Below are 20,683 nucleotides of genomic sequence, written 5' to 3'. Positions count from 1 at the left end.
TGCAGCAATGCATGGAGCTGACCAGTACTAATCGGTCGAGGGCTTATCCAATATGCAAGTGATAATTCGCGTGTTTCGTTTCGAATCTAGTTTTCAGAGAACAACACTCTGAAATGTAAGCACCGCGTTTGGTGGCGATGGCGGAGGGGTTCCACACGTACCCATCCCGAACACGACCGTTAAGCCCTCTAGCGCCGATGGTACTTGGACCGCAGGGTCCTGGGAGAGTAGGACGCCGCCAAGCGAACTCTTTCATCATACATAGAAAACAGGCTCTGCATGTGGACGTTGTACGATGAATTGCATTTGCACTGCAAATGCATATTATTCCCTGATAGCTCAGTTGGTAGAGCACTCGACTGTTAATCGAGTTGTCACAGGTTCGAGCCCTGTTCGGGGAGCCAGTAAGGCCCGTTGGTCAAGGGGTTAAGACACCTCCCTTTCACGGAGGTAACAGGGGTTCGAATCCCCTACGGGTCATATAGATGGAGGCTTAGCTCAGCTGGGAGAGCATCTGCCTTACAAGCAGAGGGTCGGGGGTTCGATCCCCTCAGCCTCCACCATATAATCAATTTTATAATGACGCGGGGTGGAGCAGCCCGGTAGCTCGTCGGGCTCATAACCCGAAGGCCGCAGGTTCAAATCCTGCCCCCGCAATTATACTTTCCTTTGAGAAAGTGATCTGGAACCGTGGTGTAGTTGGCCTAACATGCCTGCCTGTCACGCAGGAGATCGCGGGTTCGAATCCCGTCGGTTCCGCCATTTTTATACTTAGTTAGTACCGCATGCGGAAGTGGCTCAGCGGTAGAGCATCGCCTTGCCAAGGCGAGGGTCGCGGGTTCGATTCCCGTCTTCCGCTCCAATTTTTGCGCCCTTAGCTCAGCTGGATAGAGCGTTTGACTACGAATCAAAAGGCCGGGAGTTCGAATCTCTCAGGGCGCGCCATTATAACTACAAATTTGCCGGCGTGGCGGAATGGCAGACGCGCTCGACTCAAAATCGAGTGGGAAACCGTGGAGGTTCGAGTCCTCTCGCCGGTATATATAACGGGATGTAGCTCAGCTTGGTAGAGCACCTGGTTTGGGACCAGGGGGTCGCATGTTCAAATCGTGTCATCCCGATCTCGAAAAGTACTATCTATAATTAGATAGTACTTTTTTTATGTTTATCTTTATAAGTTACGATCAATACAATCCGGATACTATCACAATATGTGCTCTAACATAATACATGCGAGTTCCCTCACAAGACAACGAGTTAGTATTGCATAAAGCCTCGTTCTTTAGGTCACAATAGGGTTAAAAAGTGATAGAAGGGGTTCATGTGAACACGTTTAACTTCAGAAAACAATTCAAGAGACGCTGGCGACGGTGGAAAAGAACATTATGGATGACCGCGGCTTTACTTGCAGTTACCATATTGGCTTATAGCGGGTTGCCTATCTCATCTACGATTGAACGTTTACTGACGACTAATTTCAGTGAGGCAACCAGTGTGATGGGACCTGTTACGCAGGAAACAAGATCTGAACAGGAGATTCAGGCTCTAGTAGAGCAACTTGATGCTGATCCGGATCATTTAACGAGTGTGGTTCTGGAAACAGAGTACATCTGCGGAGTGGAGACAGAGCAGTTAGGCAAGATGGCCAGACCACAATTGAAGATGCTGCTGACTCAACATCCGGAATGGGATGCTACGGTTGGAACAAAAGACGAGCTTCACTTGAAGCAACGTGTAGATGACCTCTCACCGCTCTGTAAACAGCAGGCGTACATCAGCATAGATGCTGTAGGTAATCTTAATTTGTATGAGGGTAAGCCAGCAGAAGAGAAGGTCATTCGTACATTCTTTCAATTGGATGTTGGGACGTTGGAGAGTTCTTTACCTGAAGGCGTACTGGAGCAATTGCAGCAGGGTATTCGGATTCAGGACAAGGATGAATATGATAGCGTAATCTCTACGTTTAGTGACTATGCAGTGGATGAGGACCACCATCTAATCCGCAATGGCGGGTAATCCAATCGTTCTCACCTACAGCAATAAGATACTGTAGTACTGAAAAAATGGTGTATAGCATTAGCATCGGGGGTTTGCAAAACTAGGGATAGATCCCAAAATATGTGGAATGTGGTGAAGGACATCGAAGAGATGTCCTTTTTGTCGTTTGAATTGAAATACATGGAAATACGTATAAACATGTAAAAAATACACGAATAAAGACGAGTAATTAGTTAGACAAAGTTTTTCCTGCCGCAGGGTCTATCTTTTGTTATAATGAAATGAACGATACATATGTTCGCTTTTGTGAGGGAGAGATGGTTTTGCGTTTTTTGGGAATTGACCCGGGGATTGCGATTGTTGGTTTTGGTTTTGTAGATAAAATCGGCAGTAAGGTGGTACCCGTACAATATGGATGTATTCAGACGGAAGCCCATACCCCTGAAGAGGAACGGTTGCTTCACGTATATGAAGGTATGGTGCAATTGATTGATAAATACAAACCGGACGCAGTAGCGCTGGAGAAACTTTTTTTCAATCGGAACGTTACAACAGCAATGTCTGTCAGTCAGGCCAGAGGAGTTATGGTACTCGCTGCCGCGCAGAAGGGTTTGCCTATTGCAGAGTATACACCAATGCAGATCAAGCAGGCCGTTGTTGGGTACGGTAAAGCAGAAAAGAAGCAAGTACAGGAGATGGTCAAAATGTTCTTGCGTCTTCAAGTCGTTCCTAAGCCGGATGACGTAGCGGATGCATTGGCTGTAGCCGTGTGCCACGCACACTCTTATACATTAAATTCCAAGTTGAATGAGGTATTGCGAAAATGATTGATTTTCTAAGAGGACAGTTCATTCATGTAGAGAATGATTATATTGTGCTGGATGTTCATGGTGTGGGGTATCGCGTATTCTGTCCGAATCCATTTGCGTTTGCGAAGCAGGAAGGCGAAATTACGGTGTACACTCACCATCATGTGCGTGAGGATGCGATGTTGCTGTTTGGATTTGTTACACGGGATGAACAGCGTTTGTTCCGTAAATTGATTGAAGTATCTGGTATCGGTCCAAAAGTAGCTTTGGGCATACTCGCTGGAGGTACACCAGAACATGTGGTTACGGCGATTTATCAGGAGAATCTTACGTTCTTGACCAAACTGCCAGGCATCGGCAAGAAGACTGCACAACGCATGATCCTGGATCTTAAGGATAAGCTGGATAGTTTTGGCGCGGCAGCGTATGCAACAGGTCTGTTCGCTCCTCCATCGGAAGAGTCGGGAAGTGGTTCAGCCTGGGATGAGGCACGTGAAGGTCTTAAGGCACTTGGGTATACTGACAGTGAGCTTGATAAAGTATGGCTCAAAATGAAAAAGGATGTTACTACAGCGGATTCCGTTGATGTGTTGATGAAAAAGGCGCTGCAAATGCTGTTTACGGGATAATACAATTTGCATATTATAATATAGCTGTAGCCTGCAAAAAAAGGTAGGGATGAACATGGATGATCGGATTATTTCCGCGAACCTGATGATGGAGGACCAGAATGTTGAGTTGAGCCTTCGTCCTCGGTATCTAAATGAATATATCGGGCAGAATCAGGTGAAGGAAAATTTAAAGATATATATTGAAGCTGCCAAATTTCGTAATGAGGCATTGGATCACGTTTTGTTATATGGACCACCTGGACTTGGTAAAACAACACTTGCCAATATTATTGCCAACGAATTGGGCGTTAACTTACGAACGACGTCGGGCCCGGCCATTGAACGCCCGGGTGATCTTGCAGCATTGTTAACCAATCTGCAGGAAGGCGACGTCCTGTTTATTGATGAGATTCATCGTTTGCATCGTACGGTTGAAGAAGTTATGTATCCCGCTATGGAAGATTCGGCATTGGATATTATGATTGGTAAAGGTCCGAGTGCACGTTCCGTTCGGCTGGATCTGCCACCATTCACTCTGATTGGGGCTACAACGCGTGCTGGTTTGCTGTCTGCGCCACTTCGAGACCGATTTGGTGTTATCAGTCGCTTAGAATTCTATACGGTTGATGAGCTGGCTTATATCGTCTCACGCTCTACCGAAATTTTGGGTGTGGAGATTGTGGGAGATGCTGCGGAAGAGATTGCATTGCGCTCGCGTGGGACACCGAGGATCGCGAACCGTTTGCTAAAACGGGTACGTGACTTTGCACAGGTGCGTGGTGATGGAATTATAACGCAGACACTGGCGGAAGAAGCGCTGCAACGTCTCCAGATTGATCCACGTGGCTTGGATGAGATTGATCATAAGATGCTCAAATCGATGATCAACAGCTTCCGGGGGGGCCCGGTAGGGTTGGATACCATTGCTGCTACAATCGGTGAAGAAAGTCAAACGATCGAAGATGTATATGAACCGTATCTGCTTCAGATTGGTATGATTCAGCGTACACCAAGGGGTAGGATTGTAACAGATCTCGCCTATCATCACTTGGGTCTGCCTGTTCCACCAAGAGACGGGAAATAATCAAACCTGGTGAACATTCATGATTTGAACATTCACCGTAAACATTGAAATAATCACGTGTTAACCCGATATAAAAGTGAAGGAAATGCATGGAGAGGAGTCTGATTGTGGGAAAAGCAATACGAACGAAGAAGTGGAGTCGTCGATTGAAGGTACTGGCGGCAGCTCTTTTGACAGTGGGTTGTCTGCAAGTGCCTGCATTTGCAGCAGGAAATGATGGACAGACGATCCGGGTAGCCATGTTTGCGAATCTGGGTAGTACGTATAAATCAACTACACCACTCATTACGCTTGAATCGACGGGACAATGGAGCATCCAATCGGAGAGTGGCGCAAATGTGAGTCTCCCGGCAGGGCAAGCACGTTTCAGTGCAGATGGATTCCGAGTGAAGGTGTTGGAAACTGCGGACTTTAAGGCAGCATCCGCAGCAGCAAAATTGTTGCAGGCAACCGCGGATAAGCCGTTGCTGTTCACAACCTCTTTAAATGGAAATGCGATCTACCAGCTCTACACAGGTAACTATGCAACGGAGGCACTGGCAGGACAAGCTGTTACACGAGTACAAAAGGTAGCAGCAGCTCAATTGGCTGGTCAAAAGCCAGCTGTAACGGGAAGTAAACGCCTGTCTGCTGGAACCTATGGTTCGATTCAGGAAGCAGAGGCAGCACAAGCCAGCCTTTCATCAACAGGAGTTAGTGCCTACCCAGTCCTTCAATTAAGTGGGGGAAGTCAAGCATATGCGGTATGGGTGGGTGAAGCTTCTACGGATGCGGAATTATCCACATTGAAGAAAAGTGTGGAAGCCAAAGCTCCGGGGGTAAGCCTTTCACCTGTCAACAATAGTGCAGGGCTCATCATCCGTCAGGATGCCGGATTAAGTACGGATGCACTCAAAACAGCTCCTCATTACACCATTGCAGGTATTGAAGCCAAAGCATTGGTACAAGGGAATAGCAATGGTATCAAAGTAGTGGAGCGTTCCCAGCGAACGTATCGTGGAGATATGGAAATCAGTATCGTGAGCGGTGATCTGGCGTTGGTCAACGTCGTTCCACTGGAGCAATACCTGTACTCTGTTGTAGGGGCAGAGGTGTATTCCTCTTGGCCTGCTGAGGCTCTGAAAGTTCAAGCCGTAGCTGCTCGATCCTACGCGCTTCAACAGGGTGAACGTTTCAAAATTGCCAATGTCGTGGATACAACTCTCAGCCAAGCCTATAACGGGATTGGTTCGGAAAACGATAAAGTAACCAGTGCAGTAGATGCAACGGCTGGAGAAGTGGTCAAGAGCGGTGGTAAAATCATCGAAGCTGTGTTCTCCTCCAATGCGGGCGGACAGACGGCTCATCCTTCTGAGGTATGGAATGGCGGAGCAGGTGTGTTCACCAATGTGGTTAGCTCAGGGGATACATCAGCCCAGGCAGGATTACATACGTGGTACCATGTGCTGCTGAGTTCAGGCGTTAGCGGGTACATTCGTGAGGATAACATCAAAGAATTAACGACCAAGACCAATGCGGGACTGGCCAAAGTGACGGTAACGGCTCAGAACACCAATGTACGTGCCATTCCGTTAATTCAATCCACCGTTGAACCTGTAGCCAAAATGAATCCAGGTAACGAAGCTGTTGTACTGGCAAAAGTGGCTCAATCCAATGACTACGCCTGGGTGAGAGGACCTTTCACTTCAGCTCAGTTGGTTAAATCTCTTCAGGGTAAAACGACAGCATCTGTTCCTGCTTCAATTTCAACCTTGGAAGTAACCAAGCGTGGACCTTCCGGAAGAGCACTTGAAGTCACTGCCAACGGACAGGCTATGACGGTGAAATATGCTGATACCTACCGCTCTGCGCTGGGTGGATTACCGAGCACTTTATTTGATATTGCAGGGACCGGAAGTTATACTGTATTAGGCGCTGACGGCAAGACAGCCAGTAAAACCGGCTCAAATGGTGCCTCTGTATTGTCTTCTTCTGGCACAGGAACGTCATCCGGTAATGCACTCGTGGTAATGAGTGGTGATGGTCAAGCGAGAGCGGTAACGCAGGGTCAGACCTACATGTTCATCGGTCAGGGTAATGGCCACGGATTGGGCTTGTCCCAATGGGGAGCCAAAGGCATGGCAGATGAAGGGTATGATTACCAGGCAATATTGAAACACTATTATCAAAATGCGACTATTGTTAAGGAATGAAACTAAAATGAATGTGAACTTATATGATTTTGAATTACCAGAGCAATTGATTGCACAAACGCCGCTGCTTGATCGCACGGCATCTCGGTTGCTTACTTTGAACAAAGATAGTGGTGAGATTAATCATCAAACGTTTCCTGATATTATCGACTTTCTGAATTCTGGCGATACATTGATTCTGAATGATACACGTGTTCTTCCAGCCCGTTTGTTCGGTACAAAAGAAGATACCGGAGCAAAAGCAGAAGTGTTATTGCTTAAAAATGTGGAAGGCGACAAGTGGGAAGCACTGGTTAAGCCAGGTAAAAAACTGAAAGCCGGTTCGGTCATCATATTTGGTGATGAATTGAAGGCGATTATAGAAGAAGAGGGCGAGATGGGTGCACGTACACTTAGGTTTACGTATGATGGAATCTTCCAAGAGATTCTGGACCGTCTGGGTGAGATGCCATTGCCACCTTATATCAAAGAGACATTGGATGACCGCGAACGGTATCAGACCGTGTATGCGAAGCATGAAGGCTCAGCGGCTGCACCCACAGCGGGACTTCATTTTACGGATGAATTGTTGGATCAGATTCGTGCAAAGGGCGTTAATGTCGCCTTCATCACGCTTCATGTAGGACTGGGCACGTTCAGACCGATGTCGGTAGACGTTGTAGAAGATCATGTCATGCATGAGGAATATTACTCCTTATCGCAAGAAACAGCAGATCTGATTAACCAGACCAAAGAGAATGGACACCGCGTTTTTGCGGTTGGTACAACAAGCTGCCGGACTTTGGAAACGGTAGGCAGCAAATTTGAAAATGGAATACTGCAAGCGAGCAGCGGATGGACCAGCATTTTCATCTATCCGGGCTATTCCTTTAAAGTGATCGATGGGATGCTTACGAATTTTCATCTCCCGAAATCCACGTTGGTTATGTTGGTTAGTGCACTAGCAGGCAGGGAACATATTATGCAGGCATATGAGGAAGCCATCCAAGAGCAATATCGGTTCTTCAGCTTCGGCGATGCCATGTTGATATACTAGAAGCAATTTTATAACTCACTACTAAAGATATTATAAAATTGCTTCATTAGAATAACGATTAACTTTAGAGGATGATTAAAACCAATGGCAGCAATTACGTATGAACATATCAAAACTTGTAAACAATCCGGTGCACGTCTGGGACGTGTACATACACCTCACGGTATTATTGAGACACCGACCTTTATGCCTGTAGGTACACAGGCGACTGTCAAAACAATGAGCCCTGAAGAGTTGAAAGAAATGGATGCTCAGATTATCTTAAGTAATACGTATCATCTGTTTCTGAGACCAGGACATGAAATCATTCGCGAAGCTGGCGGATTGCACAAGTTCATGAACTGGGATCGTCCAATTCTGACGGACAGCGGCGGATTCCAAGTATTCTCGCTCAGCGAGATGCGCAAAATTACGGAGGAAGGCGTTAACTTCCGCTCCCATTTGAATGGAGACAAGAAGTTCCTTTCACCTGAAGTGGCCATGGAAATCCAGAACGCGCTTGGCTCTGATATTATGATGGCTTTTGATGAATGCCCACCGTATCCGGCTGAATATGAATATGTCAAAAAATCACTCGAAAGAACGAGCCGCTGGGCGGAACGTTGTCTCGAAAGTCACGCTCGTCCGCATGATCAAGGTCTGTTTGCCATCGTACAGGGAGGCATGCATGAAGATCTTCGCCGTCAGAGCGCCGCAGATTTGACTTCCATGGATTTCCCGGGGTATGCTATTGGTGGACTGAGTGTTGGAGAACCGAAACATTTGATGTATGGTGTATTGGATTACACGTTACCTTTGTTGCCGTCCAATAAACCACGTTATTTGATGGGGGTAGGTTCGCCCGATGCGTTGATTGAGGGATCAATTCGTGGAGTGGACATGTTCGATTGTGTTCTGCCTACTCGGATTGCCCGTAACGGAACAACAATGACCAGCCAAGGACGTCTGGTAGTTCGCAATGCCAAGTTTGCAACTGATTTTGGGCCACTTGACCCTGAATGTGATTGCTACACTTGTCGCAACTATTCCAGAGCTTACCTGCGTCATTTGATCAAAGCAGATGAAACATTTGGCCTGCGTTTGACGACAATCCATAATCTTCATTTTTTGCAGAATTTGATGCGTAATGTACGTAAAGCCATTATGGAAGATCGTTTGCTTGATTTCCGGGATGAATTTTTCGATCAATATGGTCTTCATGACAATGACAAAGGTTTCTGATTAAGGTTTAAAGGAAACCGGCGTAACAAGCAATATCTGTACGTATAGTCGATAAGGGGGAGTTTAAATGTTTCAGGGAATGACTCTAGCAGGAGCACAAGCGGGCGGAGGCATTGTATCCTTGATTGTACCTTTGGTACTCATGGTTGCAATTTTTTACTTCTTGATGATTCGTCCACAGAACAAAAAGCAAAAGCAACGTAATTCCATGCTGAGCCAATTGAAAAAAGGCGATAAAATTGTAACGATTGGTGGCCTTCACGGTACGATCGCTGAGATTACGGACGATGTGGTTGTATTGCGTGTAAATGATGTAACTAAGCTTACGTTTGACCGTAATGCAATTAGCACGGCTGTAGCTCGTGAAACGGCTGTTGAATAGTTACTGTAACATAGATTAACGAGGGTACGTTTGTGGCGTATTCCCTAGCAGAGAACCGGATCTCCATGGAGACCCGGTTCTCTTTTTTTTTGTTTTATGTGGGAAGGTCGATGTTCTTCACCAGTCAGCTAGGAACGATGCGTATTAACGCCGAACATGCCACCGAGAGCTGAGATGAAGAAGGCGCTGAGCAGTTGCAAACTATCTTTCCAATTAAACGAAGCGTCCAACGCGAGAAATCCGATCAGCAGCACGAGGAGTCCATATATGATTCCGGTAATGCCTCCGTAGTACCATCCTTTTTCACCAGAACGTTTGCCTGCCACAAAACCACCAACCAATAGCGACAAGCCATGAACAACATAGGTATACAACGAGAGGTCCTGTTCCCGCATTCCGCTCATCCAGAGAAAGAGGGAGAGAATTAATGCTCCGATAAACATCCATACAAAAGCCTGACAGAGGCCTGACAGAATCGGATTGGACACTCGAAACGAAACCAAGCGGCGGATCAATTGCATGAAGCAACCCCCTTGTACAAGTTTGAAGTTAATACAGTGTATGGTCAAGCCTTCGGACTTATGAACTGATTTCCATTAAATGAACGGATTATTTCTGGATGAGCATGTAAGGTTCAGGTCAAAATAGGGATTGCACTACAGTTAACTGTCAAAAACTCAGTTTCGAAGGAGGACCCCTATTGTGAACTTCCCTGATGTCGGAGCACATATCTTTCGAACCATTCTCATGTACTTTCTTGTGTATTGTGCTATTCGGGTTATGGGTAAACGTGAGATCGGTAAGCTATCCATGTTTGATCTGGTCGTGTCGATTATGCTCGCAGAGATGGCTGCCTTTGTCATTGAAGATATAGATAAACCTCTTTCTCATGGCATTGCTCCCATGCTGACGGTCATTATCGTGCAAATCGGAATGGCCTTTGTCGGTCTGAAGAGTCGAAGACTTCGTTTGATGATTGATGGTAAACCTACGGTATTGATCTCCAAAGGCGTTCTTCATCGGGATGAGATGCGCAAGCAGCGATATAACCTGGATGATCTGTTGCTACAACTCCGAGAACAGAATGTAGACAGTATTGGTGAGGTGGATTTCGCCATTTTGGAAACCACAGGTAAGCTGACCGTTTTTCCCAAAGACCAGAATGCTTCTAACGACAGCAGTTCTTCCGGATCTGACTCAGACGAGTCTTCTTCCAGTAAATCCAAAACAGGAAAAGATCAGATTGATGGATTTCCTAATATCAAATATGAAGGTCTGCCACTGCCCTTGATTATGGACGGCAAGGTTCAGGATCAGAATCTGGAACTCATCCAGAGAACGAGATTTTGGCTAAAAAATCAAATTCAGCATAACGGAATTATGGATTTTAAAGATGTGTTTATATGTTCTATCGATCACAATGGCAAGGTGTATGTAAGTCCAAAAGATGATAAAAAATGAAATTCATTTGCCTGACCGACGCTTGAACCATGAACCTATAAAAGGAGCACGGGACAGATCATGGAAGTCAATCATCTTGGTCCAGCCCATAACGATGAAATAAACAATGAGGCCAACGAAAGGCGCGAGAAGCATCCGGACCCAGAAAGGCAATATCATGGCAGTCTCTTCGTAAACAAGCAGGGTGGCTGCTCCCATAATAAACATGCCGGCCCCCGTTTTGACCCAATCCATGATCTTAAAGCGGAATTGTAGCAGACTACGCACGCTTTGGGCATGTAACAGGGTCACCACAGTAGAATTCACACAGATGGCGATGACCGCACCGAAGATGCCATATTCAGGCCGGGAAGCGAGCATTAAAATCAACGTGATTTTGATGACAGCACCGATAAATGTATTAAGCAGTGCTTTACCCGGACGGTCAAGGGCTTGCAATGCAGCTTGTAGAGGGGCTTGAATATAAATGAACAAAGCAAAAGGAGCCATTAACTTCAGCATGCTTCCGATCGATGCATCATTATACAGAACAAGACACATCGGTTCGGCAAGCACATACATAAACACGGAAAACGGAGCGCCTGTCACAAGTGCCAAGCGTAATGCCTGATGCATTCTTTTGTGAATCAGTGCGCGATCTCCCTGAGCAGAAGCTTCGGATAGTGAAGGCACAAGTGATGTCGCGAGCGATGAGGTTAGTGCTCCTGGTAGCAGTAGTAAAGGGATAATCATTCCTTGTAGTGCACCATACTGCGCTGTGGCAAGTCCCTTAGATATACCTGCCAGAGCCAGACTCTGGGCGGTAACAATAGTCTCAGCAAGATAGGATAAGGAGCCAACCAGTCTACCTGCTGTAACCGGAACAGAAATCGCAAGCAAACGCCGAATTAATCCGGGCTGTGGGTTACCTGTATCTTTCATAGCTGGGGTAACTGTGGTTATAGGCTTGGCTGAAAGATTGGACATGTTTTGTTGCGTGGCTAGCGGTAATTCTTTCTTCTGTCTGCTATACTTCCACAATAAAACAAGCATACCGCCGAATTCTCCAACAAGTGCGCCCAGCATGGCACCAGCAGCAGCCTGAGCAATACCGTGGGGGAGAAGAAGCCAGGCAAACCAGATGACACAGACGATACGAATGATGGTTTCAACAATGGATGAAATGGCAGTAGGCATCATATTTTGCTTGCCTTGGAAGTACCCTCTGTAGACGGCAGATACGGCGATAATGGCAATCATGGGGCTCATACTAACGAACGTATGGTACACCCGTTCATCTGTGAGCACGTACTTGGTAACCCATGGTGCAAATATGATACATAAAAACATGAAAACTACACCCAGCGTCAGCGTGAAGCTTAAGCTTATTTGCAGGATGCGCTGGGGGGAATAACGATTGGCACCAGTGTCAGCTTCGGCTACGAGCTTGGCTACTGCAAGCGGAATACCACCCGTAATTAATGTCACCAGTACGATAAAAAAGGGATAGCTCAATTGGTAGATGCCAACACCTTCTGCACCAATGACTCGTGGCAGCGCAATGCGCGGGATGAAACCAAGTATTCGATTAATTATGCCTGCCGCGAGCAGGATCATGGCCCCTTGGATAAATGTCTGTTTCTTCAAGACTACCCCTCTTTCCCGGTTGAAAGTACAGGTCATCAACATAAACGGGACAAAGCCGTTGTTCTTCATCCTATGCCAGTCCTTTATCTTCTCATGACAACTTGGACACGATTAACAAAAAGAACCATAATCAGCAAGAAGGAATATGATCAGGCGAAGTCGAATGATGTAATATTGATGCCGCATAAAGGCTTGGATGTACGAAGGGAGGCTCCCCGTTGGAAGAAATGAATGATGTGGAGTTGGAACAGTCAATAGAGATGCTCTGCCGTAGCAAGGCGGAGGAATTAAGGCTTGTCGGTTACGAATATGTCACCAGCAAAGATGTCTGGAATTGCGTCAGTCATAAATATGAAAAACAGGGCATTCCACCGCTTCACCAGCTGGTGAACGACATTTTGTCACTGAAAGCAACAAGCTTTATGAACTTTATGACCGTGTCTGCATACCGGGGGTCCTCTTTCTAGACGAAAGGGATCTTTTTTGTTGAAAATTGACTGCTTTTTACGGCATCGCTATAATAGGAATATTGAGAACGAAAGGGGATCTAGGAACGGCATGAAAAGAATTATCAGTTTCATTCTGGTCGTGCTTGTCACCACAGGTGTAATGGTGGGAACAAGCCCGGAGCTGCTCAAAAATATACGCTTGGGCCTTGATTTAAAGGGAGGCTACGAGATCTTATATGAAGCAGAGCCGCTCGAAGCAGGTCAACAAGTCACCAAAGCATCTTTGGTGCAAACGGCCAAGAGTCTTGAAAGCCGCGCCAATGCGCTCGGAACAAGCGAACCGGAGGTAACTACTGAAGGAAGCAACCGGATTCGATTGAAGTTGGCAGGGGTTACGGACGAGGCTGAAGTTAGAGCCAAAATGAAAGAACCAGCAGTTTTGACCTTCCGTAGTAAAGCTGAGAATGACAAGGAAGGCGAATACACCAAAATCGAACTTCGCGGAAACGAATTTGTTGAGAATGCAGCCAAAGTTGTGTTCACTCAATTGAATGAGCCTATGATTGACATTCAAGTGAAAGACAAAGCCAAATTTTCCGAGATTACCAAACGTTTGATCGGACAACCTCTCGCGATTTATTTGGACGATGAGTTGCTCTCTGCTCCAACCGTTAGACAACAGTTGACAGATGGTTCCGCTCAGATTTCGGGCGCCTACACACGTGACGAAGCAAACCAGCTTCGTGACACCATTAACTTGGGTGCATTGCCACTGAAACTTACAGAGAAGTATTCACAAAGTGTTGGTGCAACACTCGGTAAGCTTTCTCTGGATCAGACCATTAAAGCGGGATTGATTGGTTCCGTTATTATTCTGGTGTTCATGATTGGGCTTTATCGCATTCCTGGTATTATTGCGAGTTTTGCCTTGATCACACATACGTGGCTGGTACTTGCCATCTTCTATATGGGAGAATTCGTACTTACCCTTCCAGGTATTGCGGCGTTTATCCTGGGTATAGGTATGGCGGTCGATGCCAATATCATCACGTACGAACGGATTAAAGAAGAAATGCGCAGTGGTAAGTCGATCTTGTCATCCGTTAAAGCGGGAAGCAAGCATTCCTTCCGGACTATCATCGACTCCAACATCACAACCATTATTGCTGCGGCTGTTATGTTCTTCTTGGGTACAGGTGCGGTTAAAGGGTTTGCACTCGTGCTGATTTTTGATATTGTCACAAGTATTATCACGAATATTTTCTTCTCCCGCTTCCTGTTGACCCTGCTTGTACGGGGTAACGTGTTGAAGAAGCCTAAGTACTTCGGAGTGAAGGAGAGTGAAATTCGTGCGCTTTAATTGGAATTTTGATTATATTAAAGGCAGCAAGGTTGCCTATATCTTCTCGATTATTCTGACGATTACGGGGATCATCAGCATTCTGGCTTTGGGTTTGAATTACGCGGTTGATTTCCGTGCTGGATCGAATGTGGATATCACCGTATCCAAAGCAATTACAACGGAGCAGATTAATCCGATCGTAAATGACCTTGGTGTTAATGAAGGTGATGTCCAGATTACGACTGGGGCGGACCGGGTTAACGTTCGTTTCTCGAATGAACTGGATGAAAATCAAGAAAGTAAATTTAAGCAAGAGTTCACCAAACTGGATCCATCAGCTTCCTATGAAGTAAATACCGTTGATCCGGAGATGGCCAAAGAATTGGAACGCAACGCGATTTACGCGGTACTCATTGCGAGTATCGGGATCATGATCTATGTTGCGATCCGATTCGAGTGGCGCTTTGGTTTGGCTGCGGTTATCGCACTCTTCCATGACGCATTTGTCGTAATAAGTGTGTTCTCCATCTTCCGATTGGAAGTGGATCTGACCTTTATTACCGCAGTATTGACCATTGTCGGGTTCTCGATTAACGATACGATCGTTATCTTTGACCGGATTCGTGAGAATCTGCGTTTTGCCAAAAAGACAACCAAAGCCGACTTGCGTGAGGTAGTCAATCGCAGTTTGGCTCAAACAATGACACGTTCTTTGAATACAACGTTCACCGTGTTTGCAGCTTCAATCTGCTTGTTCATATTCGGTGGAGAATCCATTCGCATGTTCTCGCTTGCGATGGTTATCGGAACACTGTTCGGTGCATATTCTTCAATCTATATCGCTGCTCCACTATGGCTGATGCTCAAAGGTAAACAAGTGGATAAGCCAAAAACAGTAGCTAAAGAATCTAACTAAACATCTTATTGTGAAGCCGCGTCTGCCAGGCGCGGTTTTGCAACTTTATGTACAGAATTAAGGGGGAATATTCATGACCAGAGAACATATCCCATCAGCTCAGGCCGCCGCCACATGGAGTGGTATTGCTGGTAATATGGGACTTGCGGTGATCAAAGCGGGAGTCGGTTATATGGCAAACAGCAAATCATTGCTCGCTGACGGCTTGTATTCTGCTTCTGAAGCTGGTTCTGCCCTGGCTGGTCTCTTTCCCTCCAAGTCTGTATGCCATAAGAGCAAGGCTCGCAGGGAACGGTTCAAAGAACATTCACGTGTTGCCAGGCCGGGAATTTCAGTATTGTTATCTGTTTTGATCCTTATGGGTGGATTGCAGCTTGCCATCTCTGCATTGGGTAGCCTCTCCGGGAGTGAACCGGAAGCACCTGGCAAGTCAGTACTTTTGGTGGCTGTTGCGGCTCTGGCTGTGAAGGAAGCAATTTTTCAATTTCAGTACAGATTTTTCCGTAAACGAAACCAGTCTCAGGCGCTGGCCTATGCACAGCAACATCGTCGTGCGCTCTATTGCTCTCTCACCGTGTTAATCGGCATTATCGGATCGATGGCTGGTGAAGAGACGGGTCTGAGCATGCTGCTCTACCTGGACCCCACGGCTGCATTGATTGCTTCCTGTTTTGTACTTCACAAGGGTTACCGAATGATTGTGGACACGGTATATGGTTCACTTGTTCAGGAACTGGAGCAAGAAGAAGCATCCGATTTTAAAGAGACTGTACAGCGGGTGTATGGCATCATTACCATTGAACATTTGGTTGCACGTGAACAGGAACATGACGTTACGATTGAGTTGGTTATTAGTGTGAATCCGAGGATCTCAATACTGGAAGCACAGGAGATTGCGAATCGGGCCAAGACACTATTGCTAACTCGGTTCAGTCATGTGAAAGAAGTACAGATTCAAGCGATACCTTATGATCCAGGTTATCCTTATAAATCCAATCATGAACTGCCCGATCACGAAGCGACATTAATTCAGTAGTGAAGCGCGGGTCCAGTAGATCAGGAAAGGAGCGTTATCATTGCTTTATTCGCAATACCGGTGGAATACACCGAATATCGATTTGGAGGCGGCTGCGGGACTCTCGCAGGCGCTTTCCGTTTCACCCCTTGTTGGACGTTTGCTTGTGAGTCGAGGAGTGCACAATGAGAAGGAGGCAGAACGTTTTTTGCATCCTGATCTGAATCAGATGCATGATCCCTATCTGCTACTCGGCATGAATGAAGCAGTGCCTCGAATCAAGCTGGCTTTGGAGCGGGAAGAACACATTTTAATCTACGGTGATTATGACGCTGATGGCGTATCCAGCACATCGCTGATGATCCATTTGATGCGTCACCTTGGTGCCTCGTACGATATATATATTCCTCATCGCTCGAATGAAGGGTATGGGCTACATAACCATGCGTTGGATTGGGCCCATCAACAAGGCGTTTCATTGATTATTACCGTGGACACCGGAATAAGTGCTGTTGAACAGATTGCTTATGCGGCAACACTAGGCATCGAAGTCATTGTGACAGACCACCACGAGCCGCCTGAAGTTTTGCCCGAAGCCTATACACTTATCAATCCAAAACTTCCGGGATGTCCATATCCTTTTAAAGGTTTGGCAGGAGCGGGAGTAGCCTTGAAGCTGGTTCAGGCATTGATTGGGGAAGTACCTGGTGAATGGATGGAGATAGCCGCTATCGGCACCGTTGCCGATCTGATGCCTTTGGAAGGGGAGAATCGGGTTATCGTCAGTTATGGAATTGAATCCATGCGCGGTTCACGTCTTCCCGGTGTAAGTGCATTGCTCGAAATCAGTGGTGTGGATCAGAGTCAGGTGACTTCAATTAATATTGCCTTTGCCATGGCACCGCGTATTAATGCCAGTGGACGTTTGGATCACGCCGGCAGAGCAGTATCACTTCTCACCACCGAGAATCTGGATGAAGCTCATACGCTTGCCGGCCAGCTGGATCTATTGAATCGGGAGCGTCAGCAAGTCGTAGAGGGCATATTACAAGAAGCAACAGCACAGTTGGAACAAAAGATACAGCTTCGTTCAGGATCCGTTCCCGATGTAATCGTGTTGGCTGGTGAGGGCTGGAATGTTGGCGTGGTTGGTATTGTGGCTTCCAAATTGCTGGACCGCTATTACCGACCTACACTTATTCTTGGGATCGATCCAGAGAGCGGTGTCTGTAAGGGCTCTGCGCGCTCCATTGAGGGCCTTGATATCTATGAGGCGCTCACAGTCAATAAACACAACCTGGACCATTACGGTGGACATCCTGCTGCAGCAGGTATGACCCTGCATCGGGATCAACTGGAAGAACTTGAGGCTGGCTTGAATGAGTTTGCTGCAACCGTGTTGACCGAAGAGGACTTTGTACCTCAGCGTCTTGCAGATGATGAATGCAGAATCAGTGATGTTCCGCTGAAAGTGATCCAGGAGATTGACAGATTGCAGCCTTTCGGGATGAGCAATCCTTCGCCACGGTTTGTATTGAGAAGTGTGACAGTGAAGGAAACCAGAACGATGGGACGAGAGAAACGCCATCTGAAACTGGTTCTGGAGCAAGATGGTCAGCAACTGGAAACTGTCGCTTTTGGTAAAGGAGCGTTAGCAGAGTTCCTTCTCCCAGGCTCCGTTATTGATGTGATGGGAGAATTGTCCATTAATGAATGGAATGGGATGAGAAAACCTCAATTGATGCTTCAGGACATTCATGTTCCTCAGGTCCAAGTATTTGATTTGCGCGGTAATGTCGAGCCATTGAATGCGATGAAACATTTCTTGAGCTCACTTGAGGTGCATCTGCGATACAAATCAGGTTCTGTGGGTGCCATTGTTCGTAAAGAAACAGACGTTTCCGAGGGAAATTCATTGTATGAACCTTGCCTTTGGGTATATGATAGAAAGGTCGGGTTATTTCCGTGTAATGCTGCTGCACAGCATTATGGACAGGAACAGGTCCGGACGTTATTTGTGTTTGATACGCCGGAAACCCCGGAACAACTTGATGCCATGCTGGCTTTGTTCAGTGGAGCTGAGAATATCATCCTTCTGCACGGATCAGGCAACCGCCGAGATCGCCTTCAGATGCCTTCCAGAGATCTCTTTAAGCGTATTTATATGCAGGTGTTGAAATGGAAAGCTGAACCCGTGGAGGAACAAGAGATTACTCCTGTGCTCAGTCGTCAGTGTGGATGTTCGCCGCGCATGATTACGATGATGTTGGATGTATTCGAAGAGTTGTCCTTCATTACCCGTGATAACGGCAAAATTGCGTTTGTGGATAATCCACCTAAGCGTGAACTAACCGCCTCACGTCACTATCAGGCGCTCGAAAACATGGCTGAGATAGAACAGGTGATGCTGGATGCAGCCACACCGCAACTGACACAATGGATGATATCCCGGATGAAGGGCGTATCTTAGATGGAAGTTTGTGTATTTATTTTAGGAGGAGATTATTTTGGATTTTAAAGATTATATTCGTGTCATCCCTGACTTTCCACAACCGGGAATCAGCTTTAAGGACATTACAACATTGTTGAAAGATGGAGAAATGTACCGCAAGGCGATCAATGAACTGAAAGTGATGGTTTCTGATCTCAAAATTGACGTCATTGCTGGACCTGAAGCACGTGGTTTCGTTGTGGGCGCCCCTCTGGCATACGCTTTAGGTGTCGGTTTTGCTCCGATTCGTAAAAGTGGAAAACTGCCTGGAGAGACGATTGAAGTTGGTTATGATCTCGAGTATGGCAAGGATACACTCGCGATGCATACAGATGCGATTGAAAAAGGTCAAAATGTCCTGATCGCAGATGATCTGCTCGCAACGGGTGGAACGATTGCAACTTCCATCAACTTGATTGAACAATTGGGTGGGAACGTTGTCGGTGCTGCATTCCTGATCGAGCTGTCTGATCTGAATGGTCGTGCTAAATTGCCAGAGAAAATCGATGTATTCACATTGATGAACTACTAAGTTTAAAATCTCCACTTGGAGTGTTGTGATTAAAACCTGAATTGCTTTTCCCTTTTCCCGGGAAATAATATACAGCATTAATGATTGTGAAAAAGCCTGTTCTCTCCATCCGTTAGGGTTGGAAAGAACAGGCTTTTGATGTTTAAACATTGGAATTAATGGGGCGTCTTTTCAGTGATAGGCTGTTTTTTTGAATCATCATTCAACCAACCCAGCACTTCAAACAGTTTGAACAACAAGCTCATCAGGATTCCGACGAGAGTTGCCAGTGCCATCCCTTTCAAATGAATGCCGTAGAAGGTAACTTCTGTACCACTCAGTCCAATGACCAATACAAGTGTAGTAAGCAGTAGATTGGTCGGTTTGGCAAAATCGACTTTCTGTTCAACCAGAATACGCAGACCGGATGCTGCAATAACCCCGAACAGGAGCAGGGATACACCACCCATAACTGGCACAGGAATGTTGGCTACAAGCGCCGAGAATGTTCCTGAGAAGGAGAGTACGATTGCAATGACTGCTGCGCCACCAATGACATATGTGGAGTATACGCGAGTCAGGGCCATAACACCAATGTTCTCGCCATAGGTTGTATTGGGAGTTGATCCTACAAACCCGGACAGAATGGTGGATACGCCGTTACCAAGCAGGGAACGATGGAGCCCAGGGTCTTTCGACAGATCCTTGCCTACGATGCTGCTCGTTACAAGCAAATGTCCAATATGTTCAACGATAACCACTAGTGCTACAGGTAAAATGGTGAAAATAACGGACCAGTCAAATGTAGGCGTTGTTACCGTAGGAAGAGAGATAAAATCAGCAGTTCTAATAGCCGCTTTATCAACCAGACCCATAGAATATCCAAGGATATAACCCACTACAATACCGATAAGAATATGAATGATTTTGGGGAATCCACGGAACGTTACGGCTCCAATAACAGTGATACCTAGCGTGGCCATGGATAAAATAATGGGTTTGGCCTGAGGAACCCAGTTGGGGTTAGCTACAGGATCAGAATTAATCAATCCGGCCATTTGCGCTGCAACAGGTACAAGCTCCAGACCGATCAGAGCAACGATGGCACCCATAACCGCTGGTGGGAATACAACGTTGATCCATCCGGTACCCGCAAATTTAATAATGAGGGCCACGAGACAGAAAACAAGTCCTGTTATGATAAAAGCTCCAAGTGCCATGGAGTAGCCATTCTCTGGATGTTGTTTTAAAACCATTGTGACAGGTGCAATAAAGGCAAAGCTTGATCCGAGATATGCTGGAATCTTACCTTTACACATGAGTATGTACAACAGTGTCCCAATTCCGTTCATCAGCAGGATCATGCTTGGATCGACACCAAACAGGTTCGGCACAAGCACCGTGCTGCCAAACATGGCGAACAAATGCTGAAGGCTAAGCAGTGAACCTGAGCCAAGTGGCATCTTTTGATTAACCTGAATTTCGCGTTGCAATGAATTTCATCTCCTTTTCCGAAACACAAACTTTCAATAGATTACA

Annotated in this window: 18 protein-coding genes, 9 tRNA genes and 1 rRNA gene; 25 read left to right on the top strand and 3 right to left on the bottom strand. The window is 46.3% G+C overall.

All coding sequences use genetic code 11. The features are described 5' to 3' along the window. Positions 1-127 precede the first annotated feature (127 nt). The 18 genes from rrf to yajC all read left to right on the top strand — a co-directional run bounded on the left by rrf (position 128) and on the right by yajC (position 9,333). A 5S ribosomal RNA gene (gene rrf, locus PAHA3_RS17935) occupies positions 128-244 on the top strand. Between the two features lie 84 nt (positions 245-328). Then, a tRNA-Asn gene (locus tag PAHA3_RS17930) sits at positions 329-404 on the top strand. A 4-nt stretch (positions 405-408) separates the two neighbouring features. Next, positions 409-480: transfer RNA gene (locus tag PAHA3_RS17925), tRNA-Glu, on the top strand. A 7-nt stretch (positions 481-487) separates the two neighbouring features. Continuing rightward, positions 488-563: transfer RNA gene (locus tag PAHA3_RS17920), tRNA-Val, on the top strand. Between the two features lie 20 nt (positions 564-583). Further along, positions 584-657: transfer RNA gene (locus PAHA3_RS17915), tRNA-Met, on the top strand. A gap of 27 nt (positions 658-684) precedes the next feature. Continuing rightward, positions 685-762, top strand: a tRNA-Asp gene (locus PAHA3_RS17910). Between the two features lie 25 nt (positions 763-787). Beyond that, positions 788-862, top strand: a tRNA-Gly gene (locus PAHA3_RS17905). 6 nt (positions 863-868) lie between these two features. After that, positions 869-945, top strand: a tRNA-Arg gene (locus tag PAHA3_RS17900). 16 nt (positions 946-961) lie between these two features. Further along, positions 962-1,040, top strand: a tRNA-Leu gene (locus tag PAHA3_RS17895). A 7-nt stretch (positions 1,041-1,047) separates the two neighbouring features. Next, positions 1,048-1,121, top strand: a tRNA-Pro gene (locus PAHA3_RS17890). A 202-nt stretch (positions 1,122-1,323) separates the two neighbouring features. Beyond that, entirely contained in the window at positions 1,324-2,016 is a 693-nt protein-coding gene (locus PAHA3_RS17885) for a BofC C-terminal domain-containing protein (protein WP_062835902.1), read from the top strand. 305 nt (positions 2,017-2,321) lie between these two features. Beyond that, on the top strand, positions 2,322-2,825 hold the full coding sequence (gene ruvC / locus PAHA3_RS17880; RefSeq protein WP_017686765.1) for a crossover junction endodeoxyribonuclease RuvC: 504 nt from the start codon (positions 2,322-2,324) through the stop codon (positions 2,823-2,825). Further along, positions 2,822-3,436, top strand: coding sequence for a Holliday junction branch migration protein RuvA (ruvA, locus tag PAHA3_RS17875; protein WP_062835901.1), 615 nt, complete (start codon positions 2,822-2,824; stop codon positions 3,434-3,436). The genes ruvC and ruvA overlap by 4 nt, the downstream gene beginning before the upstream one ends. Positions 3,437-3,491: 55 nt before the next feature. Then, positions 3,492-4,502 (top strand): Holliday junction branch migration DNA helicase RuvB, encoded by a 1,011-nt coding sequence (gene ruvB, locus PAHA3_RS17870; RefSeq protein ID WP_062836164.1) that lies wholly within the window; start codon positions 3,492-3,494, stop codon positions 4,500-4,502. 89 nt (positions 4,503-4,591) lie between these two features. Next, positions 4,592-6,694 (top strand): SpoIID/LytB domain-containing protein, encoded by a 2,103-nt coding sequence (locus PAHA3_RS17865; RefSeq protein WP_062835900.1) that lies wholly within the window; start codon positions 4,592-4,594, stop codon positions 6,692-6,694. Positions 6,695-6,701: 7 nt separating this feature from the next. Then, positions 6,702-7,730 carry a tRNA preQ1(34) S-adenosylmethionine ribosyltransferase-isomerase QueA gene (queA, locus tag PAHA3_RS17860; protein WP_062835899.1) on the top strand — a complete coding sequence of 343 codons (1,029 nt, stop codon included), beginning with the start codon at positions 6,702-6,704 and terminating at the stop codon, positions 7,728-7,730. A gap of 84 nt (positions 7,731-7,814) precedes the next feature. Then, positions 7,815-8,951 carry a tRNA guanosine(34) transglycosylase Tgt gene (gene tgt, locus PAHA3_RS17855; RefSeq protein WP_036616872.1) on the top strand — a complete coding sequence of 379 codons (1,137 nt, stop codon included), beginning with the start codon at positions 7,815-7,817 and terminating at the stop codon, positions 8,949-8,951. Between the two features lie 67 nt (positions 8,952-9,018). Continuing rightward, positions 9,019-9,333, top strand: a complete 315-nt coding sequence (gene yajC, locus PAHA3_RS17850) for a preprotein translocase subunit YajC (protein ID WP_062835898.1) — start codon at positions 9,019-9,021, stop codon at positions 9,331-9,333. A gap of 128 nt (positions 9,334-9,461) precedes the next feature. Here yajC and PAHA3_RS17845 read toward each other — a convergent pair whose 3' ends face one another. Then, positions 9,462-9,854 (bottom strand): TIGR04086 family membrane protein, encoded by a 393-nt coding sequence (locus tag PAHA3_RS17845; RefSeq protein ID WP_062835897.1) that lies wholly within the window; start codon positions 9,852-9,854, stop codon positions 9,462-9,464. A gap of 226 nt (positions 9,855-10,080) precedes the next feature. On the opposite strand from PAHA3_RS17845, the gene PAHA3_RS17840 reads away from it, so the two are divergent. Next, positions 10,081-10,794: a YetF domain-containing protein gene (locus PAHA3_RS17840; RefSeq protein WP_062836163.1), complete on the top strand. Its 714-nt coding sequence runs from the start codon at positions 10,081-10,083 to the stop codon at positions 10,792-10,794. 3 nt (positions 10,795-10,797) lie between these two features. Here the strand turns inward: PAHA3_RS17840 and spoVB are convergent, their stop codons facing one another. Further along, the gene (spoVB, locus tag PAHA3_RS17835; RefSeq protein ID WP_062835896.1) at positions 10,798-12,420 is read right to left on the bottom strand and encodes a stage V sporulation protein B; all 1,623 of its coding nucleotides are present in this window, start codon (positions 12,418-12,420) and stop codon (positions 10,798-10,800) included. A gap of 227 nt (positions 12,421-12,647) precedes the next feature. On the opposite strand from spoVB, the gene PAHA3_RS17825 reads away from it, so the two are divergent. The 6 genes from PAHA3_RS17825 (at position 12,648) to PAHA3_RS17800 (ending at position 19,165) form a co-directional block, all read left to right on the top strand. Continuing rightward, complete coding sequence (locus tag PAHA3_RS17825; protein WP_036617497.1) at positions 12,648-12,887, top strand: post-transcriptional regulator; 240 nt, start codon at positions 12,648-12,650, stop codon at positions 12,885-12,887. A gap of 91 nt (positions 12,888-12,978) precedes the next feature. Further along, positions 12,979-14,229 (top strand): protein translocase subunit SecD, encoded by a 1,251-nt coding sequence (gene secD, locus PAHA3_RS17820; RefSeq protein ID WP_062835894.1) that lies wholly within the window; start codon positions 12,979-12,981, stop codon positions 14,227-14,229. Further along, the gene (gene secF, locus PAHA3_RS17815; protein WP_062835893.1) at positions 14,219-15,127 is read left to right on the top strand and encodes a protein translocase subunit SecF; all 909 of its coding nucleotides are present in this window, start codon (positions 14,219-14,221) and stop codon (positions 15,125-15,127) included. Before secD ends, secF begins: the two co-directional genes overlap by 11 nt. A gap of 73 nt (positions 15,128-15,200) precedes the next feature. After that, positions 15,201-16,163 (top strand): cation diffusion facilitator family transporter, encoded by a 963-nt coding sequence (locus PAHA3_RS17810; RefSeq protein WP_062835892.1) that lies wholly within the window; start codon positions 15,201-15,203, stop codon positions 16,161-16,163. 40 nt (positions 16,164-16,203) lie between these two features. Beyond that, complete coding sequence (gene recJ, locus PAHA3_RS17805; RefSeq protein WP_062835891.1) at positions 16,204-18,612, top strand: single-stranded-DNA-specific exonuclease RecJ; 2,409 nt, start codon at positions 16,204-16,206, stop codon at positions 18,610-18,612. A 37-nt stretch (positions 18,613-18,649) separates the two neighbouring features. Beyond that, positions 18,650-19,165 (top strand): adenine phosphoribosyltransferase, encoded by a 516-nt coding sequence (locus tag PAHA3_RS17800; RefSeq protein WP_047844084.1) that lies wholly within the window; start codon positions 18,650-18,652, stop codon positions 19,163-19,165. A 155-nt stretch (positions 19,166-19,320) separates the two neighbouring features. Here PAHA3_RS17800 and uraA read toward each other — a convergent pair whose 3' ends face one another. Further along, positions 19,321-20,637, bottom strand: a complete 1,317-nt coding sequence (gene uraA / locus PAHA3_RS17795; RefSeq protein WP_062835890.1) for a uracil permease — start codon at positions 20,635-20,637, stop codon at positions 19,321-19,323. Positions 20,638-20,683 lie beyond the last annotated feature (46 nt).

It is taken from the genome of Paenibacillus amylolyticus, assembly GCF_001570725.1.
Classification (GTDB): domain Bacteria; phylum Bacillota; class Bacilli; order Paenibacillales; family Paenibacillaceae; genus Paenibacillus; species Paenibacillus amylolyticus_A.
This window is presented reverse-complemented; position numbering and strand designations above follow the sequence as displayed.